This is a genomic window from Allobosea sp. RCC_152_1 (assembly GCF_041360765.1).
GTDB lineage: Bacteria > Pseudomonadota > Alphaproteobacteria > Rhizobiales > Beijerinckiaceae > Allobosea > Allobosea spartocytisi.
Map to the genome: position 1 here is coordinate 571,758 of NZ_JBFUPU010000001.1, position 16,727 is coordinate 588,484.

The 16,727-nt window shown below is 66.2% G+C and carries 16 protein-coding genes; 3 read left to right on the plus strand and 13 right to left on the minus strand.

The features are described 5' to 3' along the window. Window positions 1-504 precede the first annotated feature (504 nt). From AB6806_RS02670 to AB6806_RS02695, 7 genes are all read right to left on the minus strand, one after another. On the minus strand, window positions 505-1,836 hold the full coding sequence (locus AB6806_RS02670; protein WP_370954054.1) for an LLM class flavin-dependent oxidoreductase: 1,332 nt from the start codon (window positions 1,834-1,836) through the stop codon (window positions 505-507). A gap of 201 nt (window positions 1,837-2,037) precedes the next feature. Then, the gene (locus AB6806_RS02675; RefSeq protein WP_370954055.1) at window positions 2,038-2,625 is read right to left on the minus strand and encodes an RBBP9/YdeN family alpha/beta hydrolase; all 588 of its coding nucleotides are present in this window, start codon (window positions 2,623-2,625) and stop codon (window positions 2,038-2,040) included. A 168-nt stretch (window positions 2,626-2,793) separates the two neighbouring features. After that, window positions 2,794-3,333 carry a flavin reductase family protein gene (locus AB6806_RS02680; protein ID WP_038362064.1) on the minus strand — a complete coding sequence of 180 codons (540 nt, stop codon included), beginning with the start codon at window positions 3,331-3,333 and terminating at the stop codon, window positions 2,794-2,796. Window positions 3,334-3,419: 86 nt separating this feature from the next. Continuing rightward, window positions 3,420-3,872: an RrF2 family transcriptional regulator gene (locus tag AB6806_RS02685; protein WP_112764179.1), complete on the minus strand. Its 453-nt coding sequence runs from the start codon at window positions 3,870-3,872 to the stop codon at window positions 3,420-3,422. Between the two features lie 148 nt (window positions 3,873-4,020). Next, window positions 4,021-5,337 (minus strand): NtaA/DmoA family FMN-dependent monooxygenase, encoded by a 1,317-nt coding sequence (locus tag AB6806_RS02690; protein WP_370954056.1) that lies wholly within the window; start codon window positions 5,335-5,337, stop codon window positions 4,021-4,023. A 66-nt stretch (window positions 5,338-5,403) separates the two neighbouring features. Beyond that, window positions 5,404-5,520: an ABC transporter ATP-binding protein gene (locus AB6806_RS28960; RefSeq protein ID WP_465247161.1), complete on the minus strand. Its 117-nt coding sequence runs from the start codon at window positions 5,518-5,520 to the stop codon at window positions 5,404-5,406. A gap of 129 nt (window positions 5,521-5,649) precedes the next feature. Further along, window positions 5,650-6,654 carry an MsnO8 family LLM class oxidoreductase gene (locus AB6806_RS02695; protein ID WP_142020507.1) on the minus strand — a complete coding sequence of 335 codons (1,005 nt, stop codon included), beginning with the start codon at window positions 6,652-6,654 and terminating at the stop codon, window positions 5,650-5,652. Window positions 6,655-6,767: 113 nt separating this feature from the next. Here AB6806_RS02695 and AB6806_RS02700 point away from each other — a divergent pair, with 113 nt between their 5' ends. The 3 genes from AB6806_RS02700 to AB6806_RS02710 are packed head-to-tail and all read left to right on the plus strand — an operon-like array spanning window position 6,768 to window position 9,722. After that, complete coding sequence (locus AB6806_RS02700) at window positions 6,768-7,394, plus strand: GNAT family N-acetyltransferase (RefSeq protein ID WP_113254968.1); 627 nt, start codon at window positions 6,768-6,770, stop codon at window positions 7,392-7,394. A 24-nt stretch (window positions 7,395-7,418) separates the two neighbouring features. Continuing rightward, window positions 7,419-8,414, plus strand: a complete 996-nt coding sequence (locus tag AB6806_RS02705) for an LLM class flavin-dependent oxidoreductase (protein WP_142020508.1) — start codon at window positions 7,419-7,421, stop codon at window positions 8,412-8,414. Between the two features lie 15 nt (window positions 8,415-8,429). Further along, complete coding sequence (locus AB6806_RS02710) at window positions 8,430-9,722, plus strand: LLM class flavin-dependent oxidoreductase (RefSeq protein ID WP_142020509.1); 1,293 nt, start codon at window positions 8,430-8,432, stop codon at window positions 9,720-9,722. Between the two features lie 35 nt (window positions 9,723-9,757). On the opposite strand, the gene AB6806_RS02715 is transcribed toward AB6806_RS02710, so the two are convergent. The 6 genes from AB6806_RS02715 to AB6806_RS02740 all read right to left on the minus strand — a co-directional run bounded on the left by AB6806_RS02715 (window position 9,758) and on the right by AB6806_RS02740 (window position 16,711). After that, window positions 9,758-11,086: an LLM class flavin-dependent oxidoreductase gene (locus AB6806_RS02715; RefSeq protein ID WP_142020510.1), complete on the minus strand. Its 1,329-nt coding sequence runs from the start codon at window positions 11,084-11,086 to the stop codon at window positions 9,758-9,760. Between the two features lie 40 nt (window positions 11,087-11,126). After that, on the minus strand, window positions 11,127-12,011 hold the full coding sequence (locus AB6806_RS02720) for an ABC transporter permease (protein WP_370954057.1): 885 nt from the start codon (window positions 12,009-12,011) through the stop codon (window positions 11,127-11,129). A 15-nt stretch (window positions 12,012-12,026) separates the two neighbouring features. After that, window positions 12,027-12,944, minus strand: a complete 918-nt coding sequence (locus AB6806_RS02725) for an ABC transporter permease (protein WP_133561518.1) — start codon at window positions 12,942-12,944, stop codon at window positions 12,027-12,029. After that, window positions 12,941-14,461: an ABC transporter substrate-binding protein gene (locus AB6806_RS02730; RefSeq protein WP_142020512.1), complete on the minus strand. Its 1,521-nt coding sequence runs from the start codon at window positions 14,459-14,461 to the stop codon at window positions 12,941-12,943. Before AB6806_RS02730 ends, AB6806_RS02725 begins: the two co-directional genes overlap by 4 nt. A gap of 185 nt (window positions 14,462-14,646) precedes the next feature. Further along, entirely contained in the window at window positions 14,647-15,579 is a 933-nt protein-coding gene (locus AB6806_RS02735) for a LamG domain-containing protein (RefSeq protein WP_113254974.1), read from the minus strand. Window positions 15,580-15,616: 37 nt separating this feature from the next. Next, the gene (locus tag AB6806_RS02740) at window positions 15,617-16,711 is read right to left on the minus strand and encodes a glycosyltransferase family 4 protein (RefSeq protein ID WP_142020513.1); all 1,095 of its coding nucleotides are present in this window, start codon (window positions 16,709-16,711) and stop codon (window positions 15,617-15,619) included. Between the last annotated feature and the right edge of the window lie 16 nt (window positions 16,712-16,727).

Consider the following 16,727-nt stretch of genomic DNA (forward strand, 5'->3'; position numbering starts at 1 on the left):
ATCAATGAGAGCGGCGGCGCGGGCCAGCGATGGCCGCAACCTGAAGCTCCTTGGGCGTCGGAAAATCGGTGTTCGGTCGCGCTGCGCGACGACCGGCTACTTGTTGCTGCGGCGGCGGGTCTCGCCGGTGCGTGTCCAGTGCAGGAATGCCGACAGGCGTAGCAGGGCGTGAACGACGATGTTGAACGGGATAATCATGGGCCTTCCGCAAGCAAAGGAGCCCACGGCAATGCGCGTGGTGCTTTTAGCATTGGTGACGCGGTGCAAGCTGCTCCAACAAATCCCGCGATCGTCCTGATTTCAGTCATGGCGATGTGAGTAATCATTGTTTTCTACATGCCCTCAGTCAATCGAATGTAATTTCAAATACATGCGCCTGTGGGCAAGGATTCGCTTTCACCGCCGGCCCGAAGGGATAATTCGCCCTTCACGGTCTGGCTGTGTGCTGGGAACGGCGCTGGAGCCTGGGCGCGTCGCCGCCAGGAAGGCGCCAGCTTCAAACTCTTAAGACCGAGGGAAGAAGCGATTGGCCGGGCGCGGCAGGCCGAGATGGTCTCGCAGCGTGGTGCCTGCATATTCCGTCCGGAACAGCCCGCGGCGCTGCAATTCCGGCACGACCTTGTCGACGAAATCGTCGAGCCCTTCCGGCAGGTACGGGAACATCACGTTGAAGCCGTCGCTGCCACGCTCCACGAGCCATTGCTCCATGGCGTCGGCAATGGTCGCGGGGGTGCCGACGAAGGCGAGACCGCCATAGCCGCCAAGGCGCTGGGCGAGTTGGCGCACGGTCAGGTTCTCGTCGCGCGCCAGCGCGATGGTGCGCTCGCGCCCGCTCTTGCTGGCGTTGGTGTCGGGGATTTCTGGCAGGGGCCCGTCCGGGTCAAAGCCCGAGGCATCATGGCCCAGCGCGATCGACAGCGAGGCGATGGCGCTATCGTAATGCACGAAGGAATCGAGCAGCGCGCGCTTCTCGCGGGCTTCCTCGACGCTGTCACCAACCACGACGAGGACGCCCGGAAGGATCTTGAGGTGATCGGGATCGCGGCCGAACCTGGCCATCCGCCCCTTGACGTCGGCGTAGAAGGCCTGCCCCTCTGCGAGGGTGCGGTGGGCGGCGAAGACGGCTTCCGCCGTCTCGGCTGCGAGCTGGCGCCCGGCCTCCGATGCCCCCGCCTGAACGATGACCGGCCAGCCCTGCACAGGCCGGGCTATATTGAGCGGACCTCGCACCGAAAGGTGCTCGCCCTTATGGTCGAGCACATGCATCCGGTCGGGATCGAAATAGAGTCCGCTTTCGCGGTCGCGGGTGAAGGCGTCGTCGGCGAAGGAATCCCACAGGCCGGTGACGACATCGTAGAATTCGCGCGCCCGGTCATAGCGCTCGCCATGCTCCTTATGCTCGGTGAGGCCGAAATTAAGCGCAGCATCGGGATTCGAGGTGGTGACGATGTTCCAGCCGGCGCGGCCGCCGCTGATATGATCCAGCGAAGCGAAGCGCCGGGCGACGTGATAAGGCGCGTCGAAGGTGGTCGAGGCCGTTGCGACGAGGCCGATGCGCTCGGTTGCGCCCGCGAGTGCCGACAGAAGCGTGAACGGCTCGAACGAGGTGACGGTATGGCTGCGCTTGAGGGCCTCGACCGGCATGTTCAACACGGCCAGGTGGTCCGCCATGAAGAAGGCGTCGAATTTCCCGGCTTCCAGCTTCCTGGCGAAGCGCTTCAGATGGGCGAAGTTGAAATTGGCGTCCGGATAGGCGCCGGGATAGCGCCAGGCGCCGGTATGGATGCTGACCGGGCGCATGAAGGCGCCGAGATGGAGCTGTCGGGGCGATGGCATGGGAGGACCTGCTGGCAAGTCTGGGGAGGGTCTTGCTCAGCTAGGGAAGGGCAGGGCCGCGTGCCATGCCCGGCGCCCAGAAAACGATATTCCGCATCGACCGGGTGCCGTTGGAAGAAGGACCGTCTTCGAAACCGGCCTTCGGGAGAAGGCCGCAGCCTGCGGCAGAACCCGGTCCGACGCGGACGTGAACAAGCGACTTCAATGCAACCGGGATAGGGCGCTTGGCCGGACGGCCTGATGCTCTCGCCCGGCGCTCCGCCGCCAGAGGAGCTGGTCGAGCAGACGCAGCCCTTCGGCCCAGCTGCCATGGCCGCTGGCGACATTGATGTGCCCGGCATCGCCGAGGTCGACGAAGGCGGCGTCCCACATGTTGGCGATGATCCGCGCGCGCTCGATTGCCATGTACGGGTCGGTGCGGCTGGCGACCACGATCGCAGGGAACTGGAAGGGCACGTCCGGCAACGGGCCGAACGAGGCGATGCCGTGAACTTTCGAAATTCTCAGCTCGGGATCGGCCGGCGCCACCAGCAGGGCGCCGCCGATCGGCAGTTCGGGAAAGCGGGCCGCCAGATGCGCGATGAGCGTGGCGCCGAGGCTATGCCCGACCAGAACCGCACCGGGGCGTCGCAGCACATGCCGATGGAGCGCCTCGATCCAGGATTCGAGGTCCGGCTGGTGCCAGTTCTTCTGCTGGACGCGTTCGGCCTGGTCGATCTCGGCGGCCCATCGGCTCTGCCAATGTGCGGGCTCGGAATCGTGGAGGCCGGGGACGATGAGGACGGGCATGGCGCAGCTCCCTCGTGCTGCGTCGATCATCGACCCGGTCGATGCGTTCGGTCAATGAAACGGATTGGCAAATTTGGACCGGTTTAGAGGACGGTTGCCTGCCATCTCCCCGCTTCAAGGACGGTTATCTCGCCCGGTCCGAATGTCGCGCTTGCAGAAGCGGCTGATCTAGATGCCGGCGCCGTATTGCAGGCTCTCGTCCAGCTTGCCGTAGACGCCGCGCCAGTAGAGCAGGGCGCCTTCGTCCTGCGCGTGCCGGATCGCCTTGATGCGGCCGATCAGGATCGTATGCGAGTGACGCTCGATCGCCTCCTCGGTCTCGCAATCGAGCACGGCAAGGGCGCCGTCGAGCGTCGGTGCACCGGTCGCCAGGCGCGCCCAGTCACCTTCATCGAAGCGTGCTTCGCCCTTGAAGCCGCCGCGACCGGCGAAGCGATCCGCGATGCTCTGGTGCCGGGCGGCGAGGACGTTGATCGCAAAGTGGCCCGCGGCCTCGATCGTCGGCCAGGCCGAGGCATTGCGGTTGACGCAGACGATGACGGTCGGCGGATCCGCGGAAAGCGCCGTCAGCGAGGTCGCAGTCAGTCCCGCTCGGCGCTGTGCATGGGTCGCGGTGATGACGCTCACGGCACCCGCGACGTTTCTCATCACCGCCTTGAACGCGTCAGCGTGAATGTCGCGCACGGCAAGGGAAGACTGTTGATTCATTCGTGACCGCATCCTCATGCGGCTCCGGACGCCGCCGCCGCGTTTTAGGCGGCGGCAGGTTTATTGTCTATATAATTAGTAGATAATTAGATTGCGTAATCCGCATGAAGCGACGCGTGCGCGATCGAACGCTGAACCAGATCTGCCACTGTCGTGGTGTCGACGATCCCTGCAATGGCATCGCGCACGTCGCTCATCACCGAACGCACCGGGCAGGTGTCGATGTCGCCGCAATCTTCGCAGGCTCGAAAGGCGGAGCGGCTGGCGCAGGCGATCGGTGCGATCGGGCCTTCCAGGGCCCGGATCACGGCGCCGACCTTGATCGATCGCGCCGGTTTGGCCAGGGCATAGCCGCCGCCCGGCCCCTTCTTGCTGCGCAGCATGCCGGCATTGCGCAGATCGAGCAGGATGGCATCGAGGAATTTCTTCGGAATGTTGTTCCGCTGTGCCACGTCGGCGACCTGCGCGGTCTCGCCAGCTTCGAGCCGGGCAAGATGCACGATCGCCTTGAGGCCGTATTTGCCCTTGTTGGTCAGCACCGGCGCTATCCATATGTTGAATGTACAGTTTTCCTATCAAGTTCTAGCATAATTTCAATATGAACGTTCTCTTCGGGGCCGCGTGCAGAGAAAAGCAATCTCGGCACCGGAGTGACGGAGCGGCTGGGGAGCCGCTCCGTCGAAGAACTCAGGCGCTGCGGGCCAATGAGACAGCCGGCGTCAGGGCGGGCAGCTCCAGGTTCGAGCGGAAATCGTCTCCGACATAGTCGGTGTCGATGAGCCCGCGCCGGCGCAGCTCCGGCAGGAGGCCGTTCAGGAGAAGGTCCTCCTGGTCGGGATTGCCGAGCCCGTGGAGGGTGAGGACGTCCAGCACCCCGGCACGGAAGCGCTCCTCGATCGCATCGACCAATTGTTCCGGCGTGCCTGCGACGGACCAGTGCCCCGTCTCCTGCGCCTCGATGATCAATTCGCGGAGCGTCAGGCCCTGCTTCGCGTAGCGGCTGAAGATCTCGACGCGCCCGCGGCGCCGGTTGGTGCTGGTGACCTCGGGCAGCAGGCTGTCGGGCAGGGGCTTGTCGAGCGGCAGGCCCGAGAGATCGATGTCGCCGCCCAGCATGTCGGCGAGCTTGAGGCGCCCGAGCTCGTAATCGATGCGCTCGTGCTTCTCCTTCAGGCGCCGGGCGACATCCGCATCGGATTCCCCGATCACCGAATGGAACGAGTTCATCACGAAGGGCAGGTTGTCGCCGCGCCCGAAGCCTTTGGCGCGGCGCCGCAGCTCGGTCACGAAGGCGATCGCGCCCTCCAGCTTCGGCTGCGACGTGTAGACAACCTCGGCATAGCGGGCGCCGACATTGATGCCGGCTTCAGACTGGCCGGCCTGGAATTGCACGGGACGGCCCTGCGGCAGCGGCGGCACGTTGAGCGGCCCCTGAACGGTGAAGTGCCGGCCGCGATAGTCGATGCGATGGAACTTGGCCGGGTCGAGAGCGAGCCCGCCGGACGCCTTGCGCGTCACCGCATCGCTCTCGTTCGCATCATACAGAGCGTTCACGACCTCGATGAATTCCGCGGCACGGGCATAGCGCTCCTCGGGGCTGAGCAGGTCCAAGCCGAAATTCTCCTCGCCGACCGAGGAGGTGACCGCATTCCAGGCGGCGCGGCCGCCGCTGGCATGGTCGAGCGTACCGATCAGGCGCGCCAGATTGTAGGGATGGTGGAACGTCGTCGAGACCGTCGCCACGAGGCCGATATGCGAGGTGACCTGGCTCAGTGCGGCGAGCGCGATCAACGGATCCTGCACCCCGGCGGTGCCGGCGAGGCCGGCCGGATCGATCTGCAGCAGGTCGGCGGTGAAGAGGCCGGTGATCTTCTCGGCTTCGGCTCTGCGGGCGAATGCGGTGGCGCGCTTCGCCCCGGTGGCCGGATCGGCATCGTTCGATGCCGCGATGACGTTGGAGGCGCCCATCAGGGTCTTGAGGCGGCGGCGGGTGGGTGGCGACATCTCAGCGTCCTTATCCTGATCGTTGATCGACGGAGGGTGGCGATCCGACGCGGTAGCCAGCGCTGCTCAGGGCAGGGCGGGCACGGCATCGAGCAGAGCGCGGGTGTAGCTATGCGTGGGGGCGGCGAAGACCGTCTCGACCGCGCCGGTCTCCACGACGCGTCCGTCCTTCATCACGAGCACGCGGTCGGTCAGGTGATGGATGACGCCGAGATCGCGGGAGATGAACGGCAGGGCCGTGCCGGAGGCTGCCTGGAGCTCCGCCCAGAAGCGTTCTTCGCGTGATCATGATGTCGAACCCCTTTGGCCGGCTCAGGCGGCCAGCGAGGCGCGAGCCTCGGCCGCGAGAAGCTCGATCGTTCTCAGGCGCCACGCGCCTTCATTCACGGGGCAGTCGACGATGAATTCGTCGATTCCGAATGCCCGGTGCAGCCGCTTGAGCTCGGCATGGATCCGTGCCGGCGTGCCGCGCAGGAGCAGCGAGCTGCGCTCCTCGATGCGGTATTCGCGCGAACCGGTCTGCCGGATGTATTCGAGGGCCTGCTCGCGGCTGGTGACGTTGACGCCCTGGCCGTTCTCGATATCCACGCGGAAGCGGCGCGTATCGGGCGCGAGGCTGCGGGCCAGATCATCGGTCTCGGCGGTGACGACGCCCAAGGCGAGCAGCGCCGAGGTGCCGCCGGCGGCACGATAGGCCGACAGGGCTTCACCCATGGCGGCCTCGTCGCCATGGATATGGCCGGGATAGACGAAACCCCAGCCGAGACCGGCGGCGAGCCGCGCGCTCTCGATGCTGGCGCCGAGCAGGAAGCGGTCCGGGGGCTGCGCCGGCGCCGGGAAGGCCGCGAGCCGATTGCCGGCGTCGCTGCCGTCATGGTGCTCGCGCAGGAAGCCGTCGAGCTCCACGAGCTGCGTGTCGAAGCTCGGCTTGCGGGCGGGATCATAGGCTCCCTGCAGGGCATGGGTCGACAGCGGCATCCCGCCCGGCGCCTTGCCGATGCCGATATCCACGCGCCCCGGCGCGAGTGCCGCCAACAGGTTGAAGTTCTCGGCGACTTTATAGGCGCTGTAGTGCTGGAGCATCACGCCGCCGGAGCCGATTCTGATGCGGCTGGTGTGCGCCAGCAGGAAGCTGATCAGCACCTCGGGCGACGAGCTCGCCAGCTTCGCCGCGTTGTGGTGCTCGGCGACCCAGAACCGCGCGAAACCGAGCTCTTCCGCCGCTTTTGCCAGCGAGAGCGTCCGTGCGAGCGCGTCGGCGGCGGCCTCGTTCGCCTGCAGGGGGCTCTTGTCGAGGAAGCTCAGTCGATAGGGCATTCGGCCTCGCCAGGCATTGACAGAGAATATTGTTCGAATAGTCTATAGAATTAATAGAATGCTTGATCAAGCGGTCGCGGGCAAGCCAAGCCGCTGCGATTTCGGAGAATGTTATGGCTGACGTCTTTGTGCGGTCTTCGCCTCTCGACCCGGCGGCGGAGCCGCTGCTTGAGGGGCTGATCTCGGAATATGACGGGCGCTACGGCGCGGCGAGCCGCCCCGGCGGGGCCCGCTCCGAGATCATGCGCTATCCGGCTGAAGCGTTTACGCCGCCGCTCGGCATCTTCCTGCTCTTGCAGCGCGACAGGGAGACGATCGCGGGCGGGGCATTCATGAGCCACGACGATGAGACGGCGGAGTTCAAGCGCATCTGGACGCGCCCGGATCTGCGCCGACAGGGGCTTGCCCGGCAAATCGTGCTTGCACTCGAAGAGGCGGCGGCCGAGCTGGGCTATACCCGGGCTTATCTGACCACCGGTTTCCGCCAGCCCGAAGCGTCGGCCTTGTACCTCGCCCTGGGCTATCGGCCGCTCTTCGACACGAGCGTCGATCCCACCCTCTACCGCTCCTTGCCGTTCGAGAAACATATCGGGGCAAAGGCGGGGCAGGTCGGCACCTATCCGGTCTTCGCGCCGGCTGCGTCACTGGAGGACGCCACCAAGCGCGTCGCTGCGATCAAGGCCGAGCAGGAGGCGAAGGTCTCCGCCCGGCTGGCGAGCTATCTGGCCTCGGCCGCCTGAGCACTGACCCGATCGGATCGAACGATGACGCAGAAATCGACTTTCCTAGTAGGCTTTGGGCTGCATGCCGGTTCCCATGGAGACGATCCCGACTGGCGCGGCTTCTGGGGTGGCCTGATCGGCCGGCTCGACGGCGCGGCCGAATTCCTGACCCTGGAAGATCGCTTCGCCGATCCCGGCCGGGACGGGCTCGATGCGATCCTTCTGGCCAATTGGCTCGCGCCGCGCAGCCGCGACATCGGCATCATCGCCGGCGCGCCCCTCAACGTCCTCGAGCCCTTCCATGTCTCGACCGCCATCGCCACCCTGGACTATGTCAGCGGGGGCAGGGCTGGCCTCCTGGCCCAGCGCCTCGACCAGCAGCGGAGCCTTGACGCCGGCCGTGCCATCGGCGCGCTGAAGGGCTTTCCGGCGGTCGATCCGCCGTCTCTCGACCGCGATGCGCTCGCTGCGGCCGAGGTGGTGAGGCGGCTCTGGGACAGTTGGGAGGATGATGCGGTCATCCGCGACGTCGTGAGCCAGCGCTATGTCGATGGCGAGAAGCTTCACTATATCGACTTCCAGGGCGCCGATTTCCGCGTGCTGGGGCCCTCCATCACGCCAAGACCTCCTCAGGGCCAGCCTTTGGTCGCGACCAGCTGGACGGCGGAAGCGGATCTGGCGCTTGCCCGCGCTGCCGACGTGGTTTTCGTGCCGGCGGAGGGCGACCTTCCCGGAACGGCGGCGAAGCTGAGGGTCGATGGCCCCGGCACGGGGCCGAAGGTCATCGCCGATCTGCATGTGAAGCCCGATGTGGCTGATGTCGCCGACCTGATCGCTGCCGCCAAGACCTCCGAGACTCAGGGAGCCCACGGCGTCCGCCTGATCTTGACCGACCCGCACCGGCAGATCGCGCCTGTTGTCGACACGCTTGTGCCTGCTCTTCGCACCGCGGGGCTCGTCGCACAGCCCTCGGGGGGAGATCTGCGCAGTCGCTTCGGTCTGCCCGCCGCCCGCAATCGCTACGCCGCGGCCGCCTGAGCTCGGAGGAATATCATGTCCAAGAAGCAGATCATCCTCGGGGCGCAGTTTCCGGGCGTGAACAATTTCACGGTCTGGAGCGATCCGGCCGCCGGCAGCCAGATCGCATTCTCGTCCTTCCGGCACTTCGCCGAGACCGTCGAGCGCGGCAAGTTCGACTTCATCTTCCTGGCCGAAGGCCTGAGAGTCCGGGAGCAGAAGGGGCGCTTCCACGAGCTGGATGTCGTCGGCCGCCCGAACACCCTGGCTATCCTCACGGCATTGGCTTCGATCACCAACCATGTTGGTTTGATCGGGACGCTGACGACGACGTTCAACGAGCCTTACCCGCTGGCACGCCAGCTCGCGACGCTCGATATCCTGTCCGGCGGGAGGGCCGGCTGGAACGTGGTGACGTCGCCCGGTGCCTTCACCGGAGCCAATTTCCGCCGCGGCGATCATCTGCCGTTCCGCGAACGCTACGAGCGCGCGCGGGACTTCCTCGAAACCGCGCGCTCGATCTGGCAGGGCGGCGATTTCCATGTCCGCTCTCCCTATTTCGACATCGCAGGCCGCACCGGTGCCGGCCCACTGCCGCAAGGGACCCCCGTCATCGCGCAGGCCGGCGATTCCGAGGAGGGCAGGGAACTCGCCGCCAGCCATGCCGACCTGATCTATTCGCGGCATGGGACCCTTGAGGAGGGACAGGCCTTCTATGCCGATGTGAAGCAGCGTCTTGCCAAATACGGACGCAGCCGCGATGCCCTGAAAATCCTCCCGGGAGCCAATTTCGTCCTGGGCGAGACGCTTGAAGACGCGCTGGAAAAGCAGAGGGCCATCCGCCTGCAGCAGGTCAGCCCGAAGAACGCCATCGTCTTTCTCGAGCAGGTCTGGAACCGCGATCTCACGGCCTACGACCCGGACGGCCCGCTGCCGGAGGTCGATCCCGATGTCGCCGTCGAGCAGCTCGCCCAGGGGCGCGCCGCCCGCTACGACAACCGCCTGGAAACCGCGCGCGCCTGGCGCGAACTGGCCGAGCGCGAAAAGCTCAGCATCCGCGAGCTCATCATCAAGGTGACCGGACGCAAGCAGTTCGTCGGGACGCCCGCACAGGTCGCCGAGGAGATCGATCGCTATATCCAGTCGGATGCGGCGGACGGTTTCGTCTTCGCGCCGCATCTCACGCCCGGCGGCTTCGACGAGTTCGTCGAGAAGGTCATCCCGATCCTGCAGGAGCGCAAGGTCTTCCGGCAGGACTATGCCGCGCCCACCCTGCGTGGAAACCTCGCTCTTCCCGAGGCCTGGCAGCCGGTCGCCAAGGCCGTATAGGCGGCTTCCAATTCAGTGCCGGCGCCGCCTGGTGCTCAGCTCGCGAAAGCCCCGAGCCGCGGAATGCCGAGGCCAAAGCGCTCGCGCAGGGTGGTCTCGGCATAGCTCCGGCGGAACAGGCCACGATCCTGGAGGACGGGGATCACGCGGTCGACGAAATCGTCGAGCCCGTCCGGCATCGAGGCGGGGATCAGGTTGAAGCCGTCGGCCGCGCCCTGTTCGAACCAGAATTGCAGGTCGTCGGCGATCGTCTCCGGAGAGCCGATGATGATGCGGTGGCCATGGGAGGCGATGGCGAGTGCGGCAAGCTCGCCCAGCGTGTAGTTCTCGGCGCGCGCCTTGTTGAGCAGCAGCCGCACCCGGCTTTCGCCATGGATGCGCTCGCCAGGCTCCGGCACCGGCCCGTCGAGCGGATGGGTCGAGAGATCGTAGCCCCAGCGGCCCGAGAGCTGCCGGATGCCGGCTGCGATATCGGTATGCTCCTGCAGCGCCGCGAATTTCTCGCGCGCCTCGACGTCGGTCCGACCCACGATCGGCATGATGCCGGGCAGCACCTTGAGATAGCCGGAGCGGCCGCCGGCCTCGGCCGCCTCCTTGAGCGCGGCGCGATAGGCGAGCGAATCCTCGATCGTGTCCTGTGCGGTGAAGGCGAGATCGGCCTGCGTCGCGGCAAGCCCGATGCCGTCGCGCGAGGAGCCTGCCTGCACGATCACGGGATGGCCCTGCGGCGGCCGGGAGACGTTGAGCGGCCCCCGGACGGAGAAATGCTCGCCCTTGTGGTCGAGCAGGCGAACACGGTCCGTATCGAGGAATCTGCCGGATCGCTTGTCCATGACGAGTGCGTCGTCGGCCCAGCTATCCCACAAGCCGCGCACGACCCGGACGAACTCGTCGGCGCGGGCATAGCGAGCGGCATGATCGGGCAGGGCGCTCAGGCTGAAATTTTCCGCAGCGCGGTCGGATTGCGTGGTGACCACGTTCCAGCCCGCCCGGCCACGGCTGATATGGTCGAGCGAGGCCAGGGCACGCGCGACATTGTACGGCTCGGAGAAGCTGGTCGAGATCGTGCCGACGAGCCCGATCTTCGAGGTCGCGACCGCCAGCGCCGAGAGCAGCGTCACCGGCTCCAGCCCGCCGGCCTTGCCCTGCGCGCCGGGCTCTGGGCCGGCGAGGTTGTCGGCCATGAAGAACATGTCGAACAGTCCTTCCTCGGCCTTCCGCGCGATGCGGATGACCCAGTCGATATCTTCCGGATGACCTTGCGCGGCCTCCTGCCGCCAGGCGGCGGGATGGCGGCCGAGTGGTTGGTGGAACAGCCCCAGATGGATTGTCCGGGACTTCTGCGTCTGTGAAACGGCCGACATCGGGTCTGTCCTGAAGGGAGTGGGGCGCGGCGTAAAGGGTTTACGCCAGTCGCGGATCGAGGTGGTCGCGCAGCCAGTCACCGAGCAGGATGACGCCGAGTACGGTCAGCGTGATCGCGATGCCGGGGAAGGTCGCAACCCACCAGCTTGTGGCGAGGTATTGCCGGCCTTCGCTGAGCATCTGGCCCCATGAAATCTCCGGCGGCTGGATACCGAAGCCGAGGAAGCTCAGCGAGGATTCGGCGAGGATGACGGTGCCGACATTCAGGGTGGACACCACGACGAAGGAGGACAGGATGTTCGGCAGGATATGCCGCAGGATGAGAGCGAGCGGGCCTGCGCCGCTGGCTCGCGCAGCCGCGACATAGTCCATCTCCTTGATGCCGAGCACGTCGGCCCGCACGATCCGGGCGCAGCCGACCCAGTTGGTCGCAGCGATGACGACGACGAGCGGCAGCAGGCCGGAGCCGGCGACAAGGGCGACGACCAGCATGAACAGCATGGTCGGGATCGCCAGCATGGCGTCGATCACGCGCATGATCAGCAGGTCGACCCGGCCTCCCGCCATGCCGGCGAGCAGGCCGAGCGCCAGCCCGATCAGGCTGGACAGGGCGACGGCCGCAAGGCCGACCGAGAGCGATGTCCGCGCCCCGAAGATGATGCGGCTCAGCAGATCGCGCCCCTGGCTGTCGGTGCCCAGCAAGTAGCGCGGGTTTCCGCCTTCCAGCCAGGCGGGAGGCAGCAACTTCAGCGACAGGTTGCGCCGGAGCGGATCGAGCGGTGCGAGCTGGTTGGCAGCCAGCGCCGTGAAGACGATCAGGGCGACGATGACGATGCCGGCGAGGCCTGCCTTGTTGCGCAGGAGCGAAGGCAGCAAGCGGCGGCGCTGCGGCGGAGGGCTGCTGATGAGCGAGATTTCGGACATGCGATGCTGCTGGGCCTATCGAGCAAGGCGCGGATCGATCAGCCGGTAGAGGGCATCGGTCGCGAGGTTGATCGTCAGGGCCATGATGGTGATGACGAAGACCGCGATCTGGATGACCGCCATGTCCTTCGTATAGATCGCCTGCACCACGAGCTGGCCGAGGCCCGGCCAGGAGAACACGGTCTCGGTGACGAGCGCGCCGCCGAGCAGCGCGATGGCATGCAGGGAGGTCATCGTCACCGCCGGGATCAGGGCGTTTCTCAGGCCGTGGCGCAGCACCACGCGCGTCTCGGATAGGCCCTTGGCGCGGGCGGTGCGGACATAGTCCTGCCCCATGACTTCGAGCAGGCTGGAGCGGATGAGCTTGGTCAGTTCCGCGGCGAAGCCGGTACCCAGCGTGATCGCCGGCAGGATGAGATGGGAGAAGCCGCCGCTGCCCGAGACGGGAACCAGCCGCAGCCACACGCCGAAGACCAGGATCAGCATGATCCCGACCCAGAAATTCGGCATGGCCTTGCCCAGCACGGTCACCGCCGAAATCGCGAAATCAGGCAGGCTGTTGCGCCTGAGCGCGGCGAAAATTCCGGTCGGCAGCGCGATCAGGATCGCGACGACGAGGCCGCCGGCCGTGAGCTGGAGCGTCGCCGGAATCCGTTCGAGCACGACCGGCAGCGCATCCGTCCCGTAGCGATAGGACACGCCGAAATCCCCGGTCAGGATATTGCCCATATAGCGCAGGTACTGGACGTACCAGGGCTGATCGAGCCCCCATGCCGCGACGAGCGCGAGCCTATCCTCCTCGCTGGCATCCTCCGGGATCAGCAGGGCGGACGGGTCCCCCGTCAGGTAGACCAGGACGAAGACGATCACCGAGACGATGTAGAGAACCGGCAGGAACTGCAGCAGCGCGCGCAGGGGAGAGCGACCGTTCATGGACGTGAGACGTCCTCGGCCGCGATCATCTCGTCGAAGCGCCCGTTATAAACGACGCGGTCGCTGACGCCGTAGATCGATTGCGGGAAGAGCAGGCCGATGCGCACGCGCTGCTCGGCGACGATCTCCTGGCCCTTCTGCGAGATCGCGATGCGCTCGGCCTCGCTCTTCGCCTGGCGGACGGAAGCAGCAAGCGCGTCGAAGGCCGGGTCCGACCACTCGTAGTGACGCTTGAAATTGTCGACGAACAGGGTCGAGGCGTCCGTGTAGGAGCCCATGCCCCAGAGATAGATCTCGCCGAAACCGTCCCCGACCAACTTGTTGTTGTAGACGGTCCAGTCGAGCACCTCGACCTGCGCGCGGAAGCCGACATCCTCCAGGTAGCCGGCCACGGCCTCGACGATCTCGCGATCCTTCACATAGCGGCCGCTCGGCGTGCTGATCTTGAGCGCGGGCCGCTTGCTGTCGCTGAAGCCGGCCTCGCGCAGCAGGGCCTTTGCCCGCTCGGGGTCGAAGCGGATCGCGCGACTGAGCTCTGGCGCGAAGCCGGGGATCGCCGGCGGGAAGAAGCCGCGCGTCGGCGCGCCATGCCCTTCCAGAACCTGCTTGACGATCGCGTCGCGGTCGATCGCGAGGTCGATCGCCTCGCGAATCCGCGGATCGCCGGTGACGCGGTCCTTGCCGGTGCGGACATGCAGGGCAAGGTTGCGCGCGATGTCGAAGGTGATGGCGCGCGTACCCTTGTTGTCGTTCAGGCGCGCGATGTCCTCCGGCGGGATGTTGACGGCGATGTCGACGCCGCCGGTCAGGAGCTCGGCGACGCGCGTCGTCGTCTCGGGGATCGAGCGGATGACGACGTCGTCCCATTTCGGCGTGCCGCCCCACCAGCGCGGATTCTTCGCCAGGACGAGACGATCAGACTTGACCCAGCGCTTGAAGACATAGGGGCCAGTGCCGACCGGTTGCTTGAAGAACTCTTCGCGCCCGCCGGCTTTCTCGAACGCCGCCTTGGGCAGGATGCCGGCTCCGTTGCCGACGAAGGCATGGAGCAGCAGCGTGTCCGGCCCATCGGTTTCGATCCTGAGCGTGGTCTCGTCCGGTGCCTCGACCGTCTTGATGCGGCGGAACTTGGCCGAGCTGATCAGCTTCCTGTCCTGCTGGGACCGCTCGATCGTGAACTTCACGTCCTGCGCCGTGAACTTGTCGCCGTTGTGCCAGTAGACGTCGTCGCGCAGCTTGAACGTCCAGTGGATATTGTCTTCGGTGCTCCAGGACACCGCAAGGCGCGGCGTGAAGCGCAGCTGACCCTGGCTGAAATCCTTGTCGACCAGATAGTCGTAGATGTTCACCAGCGCCGATTCGGTGCTGTTGTTTCCATGGTTTGCCGGGTCGAGCGACAGGATATCGTTGCCCTGCGCGATGGTCAGCGTTTCAGCAGAGGATGCCTGAAGGCTGGAGAAGCTCAATGCAGCCGCAATAGCCAAAGCGGGCCAACGCAGCAGGCCGGAAATACCCATGAAAGGAGCGCCCTATCTGTCGAATATCAGGATTGGCGCCAAATTATCGCGGGCAGGATGGAAAAGGCCTTCAAATACTCAGTCTTTTGGATGTGGACGCCCTTTCCGAGGACGGCGTGAGAGTAATTTTTGCTCCGGGGCATAGCCATAGCCAGCCGACGCCAACCGACAATCCGGGTTTCCGGCTAGCTGCCGTAGACCCGGACATAATCGACCCTTAGCCGCGCCTCACGGTCCTCCGGTCTGAGCGGTTGCGGAAAGGGCACGTCGGACCGCAAGGCGAGCGTGATCAGGGGCCAGAAGACGTCGTTCTGCGCATCGAGTTCGCCGGCGCGGCCGATGCGCCAGTCGATCGCGCGGCCGGTCTTCGGATCGCGGATCGGCCTGCGCTCGAAATAGAGCACGCAGCGATCGCCCTCGATCAGCCCGCCATAACGGAAATAGCCGCTGGTCAGGTCGACCTCCGTGGGAACGCCGATACCTTCGTGACGCTCGCCCGGTTGCCCCCATTCATGCAGATATGCGCCGTAGAGACGATGCTCCCAGCCCTTGTGCTCGACGATGTCGATCTCGACGCTGGTCTTGGGAAACAGGATGCTGCGGCCATTCATCAGCCAGAAGGCAGGGAAGCTGAGCGGATGGGCCGGGAACCGCATCCGCGCCTCGAAATAGCCGTTGCGCCAGCCTCTCAGGATCGTGCCGTCCCGGCGCGCAGTCTGGAGATTGCCGGAGATCCACTGAAACTCCGGGAGGGCATTGCCGTAATAGGCGGGCACGTTCATCTGCCGGCCGAGATAGCGGGCCGATATCTCGAGGGCGTGACCGCCCGAGGCCAGCGGGTCAGCGACGATGGCGTAGGGGTCGAAGCCCTCCTCGCCGCCGCGGCGGCTGAAGGCCGCGCGGCCGTAGAAGCCGGGCTCATGGGTCGTCGCCTTCGGACCGGCCTGCCAGATCGCCGGATCGATCGTCGCGAAGGATTCGTCGAAGACGAGGCTGCGGCCGAGCGTCGGGTCTCCCGCATCCTGCTGTGCCCTCGCCGATGTCGGGCGCGCGCTCGCCGCTGTCGCGAAGGCCGCTGCCGCGCGCAGCAGCGCCCGGCGGGATGGCGTGATCGGCATCGCTCATCTCCATCTGGTGTCAGGGACTGCGACCTGTTCACCCCGTATGGGGCAGAACCGATCCGACCTTGCGGCCCAGCTGCAGGGCCGCCTCGTCGTAGAGATCGAGCGTCTCGCGGGCGACGCGCGCGATCCTGAGATGGTCGACCCGGTACTGGCTCCGCCGCCGCCAATGGCTGATCGCATCGGGCTCCGCGAGCAATCCGGACAAAGCGGCGGCAAGCGCATCGGGGTCGCGGGGCGGGACGAGCACGCCGGCCTCGCCGCCTTCGAGCAGTTCGGGAATGCCGTCGACACGGGTCGCGACGACGGCGCAGCCCGCCTCCCGCGCCTCTGGCAGGACGAGCGGCGCAGGGTCGGCATGGGAGGGCAGCACGAAGATGTCGGCGCCGCGCATCCAGGGAAAGGGGTCGGCCTTGCTGCCTTCGAAGCGCACGGCCTCACGGCATGACAGGCCGGCGACCATCTCGCGATACGTCTGGGCGAAAGGCCCGTCGCCGACGATGTGCAGGCGCGCCTGCGGGTGCTGGCGGTGAACCAGATCAAAGGCGGTGAAGAGATCGACCAAGCCCTTGCGGGGATGCAGGCCGCCGACGAACAGAAGGCTCGGTGACGCCAGCGCCACCGGCGTGGTCTCACGGTTCGCGAAGCGGGCCGAACCGATGGTGCCGTTGAGGATGACGCGGAGCTTGCGGGCCGGGACGCCGCGCCGGCGCATCGAGGCGCCGACCGCGGTGCTGACCGCGATGACCCGCGTGCCGAGGCCCATCAGAATGGCGCTCTTCTCGAACTCGTTGTGAACCGTCGTGACCAGCGGGATGCCGGCGAGTTTGCACACCGGCCAAGCCAGCACCGCGCTCGTCATCATATGGGCGTGGAGGACGTCGGCGCCGAAGCTGCCGACCACCTGGCGCAGCGCCCAGGCTGACCCCAGGAGCGTCGTGGCCTTTCGGCGATGGTCGATCCTGAAGAGTTTGACGCCGTTCCCGACGAGCAACCGATCGAAATCGCCGCCTCCGCTGGCGACGGCGACGACATGGCCGAGCCGGCTCTGCTCGCAGGCCAGATCGACGGCGGCGTGGACATGGCCGTTCGACTGCGTCGTGTGATTCAGCAGGTGCAGAATACGCATGGGCCCATCATGATGC

What these genes read in the sequence shown, in the direction of transcription:
- AB6806_RS02670 (WP_370954054.1), bottom strand. Translation starts at nt 1,836, where the DNA reads ATGCCATCGCCCCGACAGCTCCATCTCGGCGCCTTCATGCGCCCGGTC.
- AB6806_RS02675 (WP_370954055.1), bottom strand. Translation starts at nt 2,625, where the DNA reads ATGCCCGTCCTCATCGTCCCCGGCCTCCACGATTCCGAGCCCGCACAT.
- AB6806_RS02680 (WP_038362064.1), bottom strand. Translation starts at nt 3,333, where the DNA reads ATGAATCAACAGTCTTCCCTTGCCGTGCGCGACATTCACGCTGACGCG.
- AB6806_RS02690 (WP_370954056.1), bottom strand. Translation starts at nt 5,337, where the DNA reads ATGTCGCCACCCACCCGCCGCCGCCTCAAGACCCTGATGGGCGCCTCC.
- AB6806_RS02695 (WP_142020507.1), bottom strand. Translation starts at nt 6,654, where the DNA reads ATGCCCTATCGACTGAGCTTCCTCGACAAGAGCCCCCTGCAGGCGAAC.
- AB6806_RS02700 (WP_113254968.1), top strand. Translation starts at nt 6,768, where the DNA reads ATGGCTGACGTCTTTGTGCGGTCTTCGCCTCTCGACCCGGCGGCGGAG.
- AB6806_RS02705 (WP_142020508.1), top strand. Translation starts at nt 7,419, where the DNA reads ATGACGCAGAAATCGACTTTCCTAGTAGGCTTTGGGCTGCATGCCGGT.
- AB6806_RS02710 (WP_142020509.1), top strand. Translation starts at nt 8,430, where the DNA reads ATGTCCAAGAAGCAGATCATCCTCGGGGCGCAGTTTCCGGGCGTGAAC.
- AB6806_RS02715 (WP_142020510.1), bottom strand. Translation starts at nt 11,086, where the DNA reads ATGTCGGCCGTTTCACAGACGCAGAAGTCCCGGACAATCCATCTGGGG.
- AB6806_RS02720 (WP_370954057.1), bottom strand. Translation starts at nt 12,011, where the DNA reads ATGTCCGAAATCTCGCTCATCAGCAGCCCTCCGCCGCAGCGCCGCCGC.
- AB6806_RS02725 (WP_133561518.1), bottom strand. Translation starts at nt 12,944, where the DNA reads ATGAACGGTCGCTCTCCCCTGCGCGCGCTGCTGCAGTTCCTGCCGGTT.
- AB6806_RS02730 (WP_142020512.1), bottom strand. Translation starts at nt 14,461, where the DNA reads ATGGGTATTTCCGGCCTGCTGCGTTGGCCCGCTTTGGCTATTGCGGCT.
- AB6806_RS02735 (WP_113254974.1), bottom strand. Translation starts at nt 15,579, where the DNA reads ATGCCGATCACGCCATCCCGCCGGGCGCTGCTGCGCGCGGCAGCGGCC.
- AB6806_RS02740 (WP_142020513.1), bottom strand. Translation starts at nt 16,711, where the DNA reads ATGCGTATTCTGCACCTGCTGAATCACACGACGCAGTCGAACGGCCAT.